General features: G+C 70.9%; 13 protein-coding genes and 1 riboswitch. Of the genes, 9 read left to right on the top strand and 4 right to left on the bottom strand.

Annotated features, from left to right (window positions below; all coding sequences use genetic code 11):
- On the bottom strand, positions 1–301 hold a 301-nt coding region (locus HW578_RS17525; protein WP_255529084.1), incomplete at its 3' end, for an MATE family efflux transporter.
- Positions 302–378: 77 nt separating this feature from the next.
- Here HW578_RS17525 and HW578_RS17520 point away from each other — a divergent pair.
- The 9 genes from HW578_RS17520 (at position 379) to HW578_RS17480 (ending at position 7,200) form a co-directional block, all read left to right on the top strand.
- Positions 379–1,425, top strand: a complete 1,047-nt coding sequence (locus HW578_RS17520; protein ID WP_198371902.1) for an alpha/beta hydrolase — start codon at positions 379–381, stop codon at positions 1,423–1,425.
- 108 nt (positions 1,426–1,533) lie between these two features.
- Positions 1,534–1,878 carry a hypothetical protein gene (locus tag HW578_RS17515; protein WP_198371901.1) on the top strand — a complete coding sequence of 115 codons (345 nt, stop codon included), beginning with the start codon at positions 1,534–1,536 and terminating at the stop codon, positions 1,876–1,878.
- Positions 1,879–1,939: 61 nt separating this feature from the next.
- Positions 1,940–3,730: an IlvD/Edd family dehydratase gene (locus HW578_RS17510; RefSeq protein WP_198371900.1), complete on the top strand. Its 1,791-nt coding sequence runs from the start codon at positions 1,940–1,942 to the stop codon at positions 3,728–3,730.
- Between the two features lies 1 nt (position 3,731).
- Positions 3,732–4,481: an SDR family oxidoreductase gene (locus HW578_RS17505; protein WP_198371899.1), complete on the top strand. Its 750-nt coding sequence runs from the start codon at positions 3,732–3,734 to the stop codon at positions 4,479–4,481.
- A gap of 36 nt (positions 4,482–4,517) precedes the next feature.
- Entirely contained in the window at positions 4,518–4,757 is a 240-nt protein-coding gene (locus HW578_RS17500; protein WP_198371898.1) for a hypothetical protein, read from the top strand.
- A gap of 81 nt (positions 4,758–4,838) precedes the next feature.
- Positions 4,839–5,687 carry a fumarylacetoacetate hydrolase family protein gene (locus tag HW578_RS17495; RefSeq protein ID WP_198371897.1) on the top strand — a complete coding sequence of 283 codons (849 nt, stop codon included), beginning with the start codon at positions 4,839–4,841 and terminating at the stop codon, positions 5,685–5,687.
- Positions 5,684–6,148 (top strand): lysozyme inhibitor LprI family protein, encoded by a 465-nt coding sequence (locus HW578_RS17490; RefSeq protein ID WP_198371896.1) that lies wholly within the window; start codon positions 5,684–5,686, stop codon positions 6,146–6,148. The genes HW578_RS17495 and HW578_RS17490 overlap by 4 nt, the downstream gene beginning before the upstream one ends.
- Positions 6,145–6,459 (top strand): YdhR family protein, encoded by a 315-nt coding sequence (locus HW578_RS17485; RefSeq protein ID WP_232479064.1) that lies wholly within the window; start codon positions 6,145–6,147, stop codon positions 6,457–6,459. The genes HW578_RS17490 and HW578_RS17485 overlap by 4 nt, the downstream gene beginning before the upstream one ends.
- A 156-nt stretch (positions 6,460–6,615) precedes the next feature.
- Positions 6,616–7,200, top strand: a complete 585-nt coding sequence (locus HW578_RS17480) for a pyridoxamine 5'-phosphate oxidase family protein (RefSeq protein WP_198371895.1) — start codon at positions 6,616–6,618, stop codon at positions 7,198–7,200.
- 7 nt (positions 7,201–7,207) lie between these two features.
- Here the strand turns inward: HW578_RS17480 and HW578_RS17475 are convergent, their stop codons facing one another.
- The 3 genes from HW578_RS17475 to HW578_RS17465 are packed head-to-tail and all read right to left on the bottom strand — an operon-like array spanning position 7,208 to position 9,632.
- Positions 7,208–7,837, bottom strand: a complete 630-nt coding sequence (locus HW578_RS17475) for a class II aldolase/adducin family protein (RefSeq protein ID WP_198371894.1) — start codon at positions 7,835–7,837, stop codon at positions 7,208–7,210.
- The gene (locus HW578_RS17470) at positions 7,834–8,100 is read right to left on the bottom strand and encodes a hypothetical protein (protein WP_198371893.1); all 267 of its coding nucleotides are present in this window, start codon (positions 8,098–8,100) and stop codon (positions 7,834–7,836) included. Before HW578_RS17470 ends, HW578_RS17475 begins: the two co-directional genes overlap by 4 nt.
- On the bottom strand, positions 8,097–9,632 hold the full coding sequence (locus tag HW578_RS17465) for a UxaA family hydrolase (RefSeq protein ID WP_198371892.1): 1,536 nt from the start codon (positions 9,630–9,632) through the stop codon (positions 8,097–8,099). Before HW578_RS17465 ends, HW578_RS17470 begins: the two co-directional genes overlap by 4 nt.
- A 93-nt stretch (positions 9,633–9,725) precedes the next feature.
- Positions 9,726–9,834: riboswitch (TPP riboswitch) on the top strand.
- The last annotated feature ends 184 nt before the right edge of the window (positions 9,835–10,018 follow it).

Below are 10,018 nucleotides of genomic sequence, written 5' to 3'. Positions count from 1 at the left end.
CGCGCCCCGCGACACCCGGCAGCCGCCCCGCCCCGCGTGCCTGCGCCTGCAGCGGGGCCGCCGCCAGGGCCAGGCCGAAGCCCGGCGCCAGCAGGGCGAAATGCAGGCTGACCGCGAGCATGCCGGCGGCCAGCGCCTCGGTGCCGAGGCGGCCGAGCAGCACCGTCTCGGTCAGCGCCAGCGCCATCTGGGACAGGTTGGTGAGGATGATCGGGAGCGCGAGTCGCAGCGTCGCAGCCGCTTCCGCGCGCCATCCCGGGCGCACGGGCAGGCCCGGCGCCGCCATGCTCCCGGCGTCCATGCGCCTCCCTTAGACCCGGACGGTGCGCATCGCCAACGGCCGCGCTATCTATCGGGGAACCATTTCACGAGGCCGCCATGCACCGACGCGCCCTGATCGCGACCCCTGTCCTCGCCGCGCCCATCATCGCCGCGCAGGCGCAGGCCCAGAGCGTCGAGATCCTGACCGAGGAATACATGGTCCCCTCCGGCGACCCGGGGATCGAGCTGTTCGTGCGCAACAAGCGCCCCGGCACGATGACCGCCTTCGTGCCGCAGCGCGTGCTGCTGTTCGTGCATGGCGCGACCTATCCGGCGCATACCGCCTTCGACCTGCCGCTGGGTGGCCTGTCATGGATGGACTACATCGCCGGGCGCGGCTTCGACGTGTGGTGCATGGACATCCGCGGCTATGGCCGCAGCACGCGCCCGCCCGAAATGGCGCAGCCGCCCGAGGCGAACCCACCGATCGTGCGCGGCGACACCGCGCTGGCCGACATCTCGGCCGTGGCAGGCTTCATCCGCCAGCACCGCAACACGCCGCGCATCATCCACATGGGCTGGTCCTGGGGCAGCACGCTGATGGGCCGCTTCGCCGCCGACAGCCCGACCACGGTCGAGCGCCTGGTGCTGGTGGCCCCGCCCTGGATCCCGGCAGGTGCAAGCCCGGCCGCGACCGGCACCGCGCCGCCGCTCGGCGCCTGGCGCGCAGTGACGCAGGCACAGGCGCGCCAGCGCTGGTTCGAAGGCGTGCCCGAGGGCAAGCGCGCCGGCCTGATCCCGCCCGGCTGGTTCGAGCACTGGGCCGGCGTGACGTGGTCGACCGACCCCGAGGGGCTGCGCCGCAACCCGCCCGTGCTGCGCGCGCCCAACGGCGTGATCCAGGACTTCCGGGAATTCGAGATGGCCGGCCGGCCGACCTGGGACCCCTCCAAGGTGACCGCGCCCGCGCTGCTGGTGGTGGGCGAATGGGACCGCGACACGCCGCCCGCCATGGCGGCCGCGCTGTTTCCGCTGCTCAACAACAGCCCGGGCAAGCGCCTGGTGATGCTGGGCGAGGGCACGCACACGCTGCTGATGGAGCGCAACCGGGGCACGTTGTTCGCCACCGTTCAAGGCTTCCTCGAGGAAGCCGCAGGCGCGTAGCGCCGGGGGCCGCCCCGTGCTCCGCATGAATCGGTTCATCGACAGGCAAGCCTGCGCGCGCGAGACTGGACACGTCGCCGATCGGGCGACGATTCACGGAACACGCACATGACCTCTCGTCGCGCCCTGTTCGGCCTCGACACCGCCGCGACCGTCGCCGCCCTCGTCCTCGGCCTCGCTGGCGCTGCCCAGGCGCAGACGACCGATCCGTCCTTTCGCCTGAACAACCGGTCGAACCAGACGATCATGGAGATCTACGTCTCCTCCTCGGCGGACAGCAACTGGGGCCGCGACCATCTCGGCGCCAATGTCCTGCCGCCCGGCCAGTCCTTCGTCGTGCGCCTGCCGGACGGGCAGTGCGTCAACGACATCCGCATCGTTGTCGAAGGCGGGCGCAACATCGACCGGATGCAGATCAACACCTGCAACCTGACCGACATCAACTATCCCTGACGGTTGACAGCGCCGCCGGGCGCGACCCACGCTTCCCCCAAGGATTGACGGGGGAAGCGTGATGGCGCCGGACGACCAGACGAAGCGGCCCTTCCGGCTGCGCAGCCAGCGCTGGTTCGACGACCCGACCGACCCGGGCATGACGTCGCTCTATGTCGAGCGCATGCTGAACTTCGGCATGACGCGCGGCGAGTTGCAGTCGGGCCGCCCGATCATCGGCATCGCGCAGACGGGCTCGGACATCGCGCCCTGCAACCGCCACCACATCGCGCTCGCCGAACGCGTGAAGGCGGGCATCCGCGATGCCGGCGGCGTGCCGCTCGAATTCCCTGTGCATCCGATCCAGGAGACGCTGAAGCGCCCGACCGCCTCGCTCGATCGCAACCTGCAGTACCTGAGCCTGGTCGAAATCCTGCACGGCTACCCGATGGATGGCGTCGTGCTGACGCTGGGCTGCGACAAGACCACGCCGGCGCAGCTCATGGGCGCGGCCACGGTGAACATCCCCGCCATCGGCCTGTCCGGCGGACCGATGCTGGATGGCTGGTGGAAGGGGCGCCTGGCCGGCTCCGGCACCATCGTGTGGGAGGCGCGCAAGATGCTCGCCGCCGGGGAGATCGACAACGACACCTTCATCGAGATGGTGGCGGCGAGCGCGACGTCGGTCGGGCACTGCTCGACCATGGGCACGGCGCTGTCGATGAACTCGCTGGCCGAGGCGGTGGGCATGTCGCTGACCGGCTGCGCGGCCATCCCGGGCCCGTACCGCCAGCGCGGTCAGATCGCCTACGAGACCGGGCGGCGCATCGTGCGGATGGTGGAGGAGAATCTCCGCCCCTCCGACATCATGACGAAGAAGGCCTTCGAGAACGCCGTGGCCGTGGCGTCGGCCATCGGTGCCTCCTCCAACTGCCCGGTGCACATGGTCGCGATCGCGCGCCACATGGGCGTCGACCACACCGTCGAGGACTGGCAGCGCGTGGGCGCCGACATTCCCCTGCTTGTGGACTGCCAGCCCGCCGGGCGCTTCCTGGGCGAGGCCTTCTACCGCGCCGGCGGCGTGCCGGCGGTAATGAAGCAGCTGCTCGACGCCGGGCTGCTGCGTGGCGACGTCATGACCGTGACCGGCCGCACGCTGGCCGAGAACCTCGCTGCGGTCGCGGCCCCGGACCCGGAGGTGATCCGCCCGCTGGCGAAGCCCATGAAGGAGCGCGCCGGGTTCGTGGTTCTATCCGGCAACCTCTTCGACAATGCGGTGATGAAGATCAGCGTGATCGACAAGGCCTTCCGCGACCGCTTCCTGTCCGACCCGCCCGATGTCTTCGAGGGCAAGGTCGCGGTCTTCGAAGGCCCCGAGGACTACCACGCGCGCATCGAGGACCCGGCTTCGGGCATCGACGAGAAGACGGTGCTGGTGATCCGCAACTGCGGCCCCGTGGGCTATCCGGGTGCCGCGGAGGTGGTGAACATGCAGCCCCCCGCGGCGCTGCTGAAGCGCGGCATCACCGCCCTGCCCACCATGGGCGACGGGCGGCAGTCGGGCACCTCGGGCTCGCCCTCGATCCTCAACGTCTCGCCCGAGGCCGCTGTCGGCGGAGGGCTCGCACTGCTGAAGGATGGCGACCCGATCCGCATCGATCTCAACACCCGCAAGGTCGACGTGCTGATCCCGGCCGAGGAGCTCGCCGCGCGCCGCGCCGCCTGGAAGCAGCCCGAGATCCTCAACAAGACCCCGTGGGAGGAGATCTACCGCAACTCCGTCGGCAGCCTCGGCACCGGCGGCTGCCTCGAACCCGCGACGCTCTACCTCAACATCCTGGAGACGCGCGGCGAAAGCCGGCACAATCACTGACATGACAGGACGCTTGGCTGGAAAGCGCTGCTTCGTCACCGCCGCGGGCCAGGGAATCGGCCGCGCCGCCGCCCTGGCCATGGCCGCCGAAGGGGCCACCGTCATCGCCACCGACCGCGACGCGCACAAGGTCGGCGAGCTCGGCGCGCGCGGCCTCACGCACCTGCCGCTCGACGTGCTGGACGATGCCGCGGTGGAGCGCGCCGCGCGCGAGGCCGGCCCGATCGACGTGCTGTTCAACTGCGCCGGCTTCGTGCACCAGAACACCATCCTCACCTGCACGGACGAGGACTGGGATTTCGGCTTCGCGCTGAACGTGCGCGCCATGTGGAAGGTGGCGCGCGCCTTCATCCCCGGCATGGTGGAGCGCGGCCGCGGGTCGATCGTCAACATGTCGAGCGCCTGTTCGTCCGTGAAGGGCGCGCCGAACCGCTTCCTCTACGGCACCACCAAGGCGGCGGTGATCGGCCTGACCAAGTCGATCGCGACCGAGTATGTGGGCCAGGGCATCCGCTGCAACTGCCTGTGCCCGGGCACGGTGGACACGCCCTCCCTGCACGAGCGCATCGGCGCCAACGCCGCCGCCGCCGGTTCGCTCGAGGCGGCCCGCGCCGCCTTCATCGCCCGCCAGGCGATGGGCCGCCTCGCGACGGCAGAGGAGATGGCGGCGCTGGTCGTCTACCTCGCTGCCGAGGAGAGCGCCTTCGTGACCGGCCAGGCCATCGTCATAGACGGCGGCTGGACGTTGTGAGAAACAGAAAAGTCAGCCGAAGGGAGGCCTTGCATCATGGGGTTTGAACTCGCCGTTCCACTTTTTGCGATGATGGGTGCGGTGATCCTCGCCGGCATCGTCGACGAAGCGGCCATGCCCGCCTTCATGTCGCTCGGCTGCCTGTGTATGCTCGTCGGCCTGTTGATCTGGAACGGCTCCCTGGTCATGGCCCCGAACCAGGCGGTCGCGCTGGGTTTCGTGGCCGCGGGCTTCGCCCTGTTCGGCCATGTGCGCGGGGCGCCGCGGCGGGTCTGACCGCCACCGGCGGCGGCCCTTCCGGCCGTCGCCGCTCCCTGCCATGGTGTCGGCGCCAACGACACGGTCAGGAACACGACGATGAAGCTGCTGCGCTACGGAGCCTCCGGGCAGGAAAAGCCCGGGCTGCTGGATTCGGATGGCGCCATCCGTGATCTCTCGGGCGTCGTGTCCGACCTCACGGGCGATGCGCTGGCACCCGCCGTGCTCGCGAAGATCGCCGCGATCGACCCTGCAACGCTGCCCAAGGTCGCGGGCAACCCGCGCCTGGGTCCGCCCGTGACGGGCATGAACAACCTGGTCTGCATCGGCCTCAACTACGCAGACCACGCGGCAGAGACCGGCGCACCCATCCCCAAGGAACCGATCGTCTTCCTGAAGTCGCTCAATGCGCTGTCGGGGCCGAATGACGACGTGGTCATCCCGCGCAACTCGGTGAAGACCGACTGGGAGGTCGAGCTCGCCGTCATCATCGGCACGCGCGCCAAGTACGTGAGCGAGGAGAACGCGCTCGACCACGTCGCGGGCTATGCGGTCGGCAACGACGTGAGCGAGCGCGAATGGCAGGCCGAGCGCGGCGGCGCCTGGGACAAGGGCAAGGGCTTCGACACCTTCGGCCCGCTCGGTCCCTGGCTGGTCACCAAGGACGAGATCCCCGACCCGCAGAACCTCGCGATGTTCTGCGACGTGGACGGCGTGCGCCAGCAGGATGGTTCCACCCGCACCATGATCTTCGGGGTCAAGCAGATCATCGCCTATGTCAGCCAGTGCATCACGCTGAACCCGGGCGACGTGATCTTCACCGGAACCCCGCCGGGCGTGGGCCTCGGCAAGAAGCCGGCACCGGTCTTCCTGAAGCCCGGGCAGGTGATGCGACTCGGCATCGCCGGGCTGGGCGAGCAGCAGCAGAAGCTGGTGGCCTCGCCATGATCCGCGTGGTGATGCTGGCACTGGCGCTGGTGCCCGGCGTGGCGGCGGCGCAGCAGCAGCAACGCCAGCCGGCGCCGCGCCAGGACGACCTCGGCCAGCAGGTGGAGCGCAACATGCGCAGCTGCATGGGCCAGTCGCAGGACACGGCGCTGGCGGCGCGCTGCATGGATGCGCAGCGGGCCACGATCGCGCCCCGGCTCGACACCGCGGTGGAGCGCCTGCTCGCGACGCAGCAGGACCCCGCACGCCGCGCCGCCTTGGCCGACGTCCAGGCGGCCTGGGCGACCTATCGCGACCGCCGCTGCGACTTCGCCGGCAGCAACCCCGAGCGCGCCGAGAACGCGCCGGCCGACCGCGCCGCCTGCTACCTGCAATTCGACATCGGCCGCCTGGTCGAGATCGAGGCGCTGCTCGCTCCTCCGCCCGCGCCGCGCCAGCAGCAACAGCAGCAGCGCCGTTGACCGAGGCGCCGGCGCTCGTGATCTTTGACTTCCCGGCCCGCCCGCCCGGCGGGCCGGAGCAGGCAGCGGCGATCCGGGCGCTGGCCGAGGACATCGCCGCCGAGCCCGAGCTGCTCTGGAAGATCTGGACCGAATCGGCCGAGGAGAAGCGGGCCGGCGGCATCTACCTGTTCCGCTCGCGCGCGGCGGCCGAGGCCTATCACGCGAAGCACGCCGCGCGGCTCGCGAAGGCGGGCATCACCGGCATCACGGCGACGTATCGCAGCTACAACGCCCCGCTCACCGCGATCACCCGCGGCCCTGTCGGCTGAGCCGTCGGCCGCGATCAAGGCCGGGGCCGCACTTCAACCGAAGGTCGCCAAAGCCGCCACCACGCGGGTTTCCCTCGCGCCGCGGGGCCCGCCGGGCGTAGCCTCCGCGCCGCGCCCGTGAGCGTCCGCCTGCCGTGGGTGCCGGAGGGCAAGGCCATGGCCATGTACCATCAGGGCAACCGCGACCTGCAGGACGCCTTCGGCACCCGTGCGCTGGCGGACCGCATGGAACAGCGCATACGCCGCGCCGCCTTCACCGAGGAGGACGCGGCCTTCGTCGCCTCCCTCCCGTTCTTCTTCCTGGCGACCGCGGATGCCGAGGGTCACCCGGACTGTTCCTACAAGGGCGGCGACGCGGGCCTGGCGCGCGTGGTCGCACCCGACCTGCTGGTGTTCCCGGACTACGACGGCAACGGGATGTTCAAGAGCCTGGGGAACATCCGCGCCAACCCGCATGTCGGGCTGCTGTTCATCGGCATGGAGGACAAGCCGCGCCGGCTGCGCGTGAACGGCACGGCTGAGGTCGTGCTCGACGACCCGCTGCTGGCGGAATTCGAGGGCGGCCAGGCGCTGGTGCGGGTCACGCCGGTCGACATCTTCCCCAATTGCCCGCGCAACATCCCGCGCATGCAGGTGCTCGAAGCCTCCCCCCACGTGCCGCGCTGCGGCGCGCCGCGCGTCGAGCCCGCCTGGAAGACCTACGAGATCTTCGCCGACGTGGTGCCGCCGCGCAGGGCGTGAGGCCACGTCAGATCGCGCGTCCATAGCCGGCGAATTGTGAGGCCGCCTCGGCAAGTTCCTGCGCGGTCAGCAGTACCGGCTCCAGCCCGGCCGCCAGCAGGTCGAGATACTGGCCGGCGAGGTTCTCCACCTCGAAGGCCAGTGTCAGGGCGGCGGCGAGCGTCGTCCCCACCGCGACCATCCCGTGATTGGCCAGAAGCACCGCGCGGCGTCCCTCCAGCGCGGCGACGCAGTTGCGCGCAAGTGCAGCCGTGCCGAAGGTCGCGTGCGCCGCGCAGCGGACATCGCCGCCGGCCAGCAGCACCATGTAGTGGAAGGGCGGGATGCCGTGCCGCGCGCAGGACAGCGCCGTGGCGCGCGGGCTGTGGGTGTGGACCACCGCCCCCGTCTCCGGCCGTGCCGCGTAGATCGCGGCATGCAGTCGCCATTCCGAGGACGGCCTGCGGTCCCCACGCAGGACCGCGCCTGCGGCATCGACCTGCACGAGGTCGGCCTCGGTCATCTGCGCATAGGGCAGGCCCGCGGGCGTCACGATGAAGCCGCCCTCGCAGCGGAGCGAGAGGTTGCCGGACTTCGACGGCATCATGCCCGCGGCATCGAGCCGCTGCGCCGCGGCGATGATCTCCGCCAGGGTCATGCCGATGCCATCGCGAGGGCAAAGGCGCCGGCGGCCAGGATCATGCAGCCCATCGCCCTCAGCCAGCGCGTCAATGCCTTGCGCAGATGCGGTCGCGCGGCCGCCGGGATGTCGTCGGGCGGGATGATCCAGGCCAGGCCGCCGAAGAGCAGCCGGAAGCCGCCGATCCTCACCGCGCGCACCGCCGAGGCGATCGCGGCCGCGACGAAGCCCAGCATGGCGAGCACCGCCGCCACGCCCCCGGCGAGGGCGAGGGTCCTCACATCGTCGCGCCCAGAACCCAGGGGGCGAATTCCTGCGCGCCGAAACCCATAGCCTCGCTGCGCGTCCGTTCGCCCGATGCGGTGCGCAGCATCAGGTCGAAAATGCGCTGGCCGCAGGCCTCCACCGTCTCACCGCCGCTGACGATGCCGCCGCAGTTGATGTCCATGTCCTCGCTCAGCCGCTCGTACATCGCGGTATTGGTCGCGAGCTTGATCGACGGCGCCGGCTTCATCCCGAACACGCTGCCGCGCCCGGTCGTGAAGCAGACCAGGTTCGCCCCGCCCGCCACCTGGCCCGTCGCGCCCACCGGGTCGTAGCCCGGCGTGTCCATGAACACGAAGCCCTTGGCGGTGACCGGCTCGGCGTAGCGATACACCTCGACCAGGTTGGTCGTGCCGGCCTTGGCCATCGCACCCAGCGACTTCTCCAGGATGGTGGTGAGCCCGCCCGCCTTGTTGCCAGGCGAGGGGTTAGCATTCATCTCCGCCCCCTCGCGCGCGGTGTAGTCCTCCCACCACTTCATCACGTCGACCAACTTCTGCCCGACCTCGCGCGAGACGGCGCGGCGCGTGAGCAGGTGCTCGGCGCCATAGGTCTCGGGGCTCTCGCTCAGGATCACCGTGCCGCCGTGGCGCACCACCAGGTCGCTCGCCGCGCCCAGCGCCGGGTTGGCGGTGATGCCGGAATACCCGTCCGACCCGCCGCATTGCAGCGCCACACACAGTTCCGATGCCAGCACCGGCACGCGCGTCGCGGTGTTGGATTCCGCCAGCACCTCGCGCACGAACTCCATCCCCTTCAGCACGGTCGCGCGCGACCCGCCGCTGTCCTGGATGTCCATGCTGCGCAGCCGCCCGGTCAGCTTCTGTTCCTCGAGCATCGGGCCGAGCTGGTTCACCTCGCAGCCGAGGCCGATCGCGATGACATGCGAGAAATTGGCATGCCGCGCGAAACCCGCGAGCGTGCGGCGCAGCACCCGCAGCGGCTCGTCCATCGTCATGCCGCAGCCGGTCTTGTGCGTCAGCGCCACCACGCCATCGACATTCGGCCAGGCTTCCAGCGGGTCATGGCCGGTGATCGGGTTGCGCTCGAACTGCCGCGCGATCAGCTCCGCCACATGGGCCGAGCAGTTCACGCTGGTCACGATGCCGATGTAGTTGCGCGTCGCCACCCGCCCATCCGGCCGGCGGATGCCCATGAAGGTCGCGGGCGGGTCGATATGGGCTGTCGGCTTCGCATCCACGCCCCAGGCGTAGTCGCGCGCGAAGTCGCCCATCTCGCAGTTATGTGTATGCACCCAGGCGCCGGGCTCGATCGCATCGGTCGCGAAGCCGATGATCTGGCCGTAGCGGCGGATCGGCTCGCCCTTCGCATGCGTGCGCACCGCCACCTTGTGCCCGGCCGGGATTCGCCGCGCGCCCACCGTGACGCCGGGCGCCACGGCGGTGCCGGGCATCAGCACGGCGCGCGCGATCACCACGCCATCCTCGGGGTGCAGCCGGATCACGGGGGGCAGCGTCGTGGTGTCCATCGGGGTTCCTCCCTTGCCGGTCGCATCCTAGCCGAGCGGCCGCGCCGCGCATCCCCGCCCTTGCACGCCGCGCAGCGGCGGCGCATGAAGGTGCCGGACACCTTGGGGAGCCCCGTCCGGGGGCTGAGAGGCGGGCTTCACCCGCGACCCATGGAACCTGATCCGGTTCGGACCGGTGTAGGGAACGGTGCCACCCGTTCGTCCGCGCGTCCTCCCGCCACGGGCGACGCGCGGCCGCGACCCGGCCCCCCCGTTCCCCGCGCCGCCCAGGGAGGGAACGAGGAATGCATCGCCGCACGCTGCTCGCCACCGCCGCCGCCGCCGCGACGGCCCGGCCCGCCACCGCGCAGCCCGCCCGCGCGCGGACGCTGCGCTTCATGCCGCAG

Origin of the sequence: Roseomonas rosulenta (genome assembly GCF_016106005.1) — a bacterium.
Classification (GTDB): domain Bacteria; phylum Pseudomonadota; class Alphaproteobacteria; order Acetobacterales; family Acetobacteraceae; genus Neoroseomonas; species Neoroseomonas rosulenta.
Note: the sequence above shows the minus strand (reverse complement) of the source record. Positions and strands in the feature narration are given on the sequence as shown.

Coding starts and splice junctions, on each gene's coding strand:
- HW578_RS17515 (WP_198371901.1), top strand. CDS start 1,534: ATGACCTCTCGTCGCGCCCTGTTCGGCCTCGACACCGCCGCGACCGTC.
- HW578_RS17465 (WP_198371892.1), bottom strand. CDS start 9,632: ATGGACACCACGACGCTGCCCCCCGTGATCCGGCTGCACCCCGAGGAT.
- HW578_RS17480 (WP_198371895.1), top strand. CDS start 6,616: ATGGCCATGTACCATCAGGGCAACCGCGACCTGCAGGACGCCTTCGGC.
- HW578_RS17520 (WP_198371902.1), top strand. CDS start 379: ATGCACCGACGCGCCCTGATCGCGACCCCTGTCCTCGCCGCGCCCATC.
- HW578_RS17495 (WP_198371897.1), top strand. CDS start 4,839: ATGAAGCTGCTGCGCTACGGAGCCTCCGGGCAGGAAAAGCCCGGGCTG.
- HW578_RS17505 (WP_198371899.1), top strand. CDS start 3,732: ATGACAGGACGCTTGGCTGGAAAGCGCTGCTTCGTCACCGCCGCGGGC.
- HW578_RS17500 (WP_198371898.1), top strand. CDS start 4,518: ATGGGGTTTGAACTCGCCGTTCCACTTTTTGCGATGATGGGTGCGGTG.
- HW578_RS17475 (WP_198371894.1), bottom strand. CDS start 7,837: ATGACCCTGGCGGAGATCATCGCCGCGGCGCAGCGGCTCGATGCCGCG.
- HW578_RS17490 (WP_198371896.1), top strand. CDS start 5,684: ATGATCCGCGTGGTGATGCTGGCACTGGCGCTGGTGCCCGGCGTGGCG.
- HW578_RS17510 (WP_198371900.1), top strand. CDS start 1,940: ATGGCGCCGGACGACCAGACGAAGCGGCCCTTCCGGCTGCGCAGCCAG.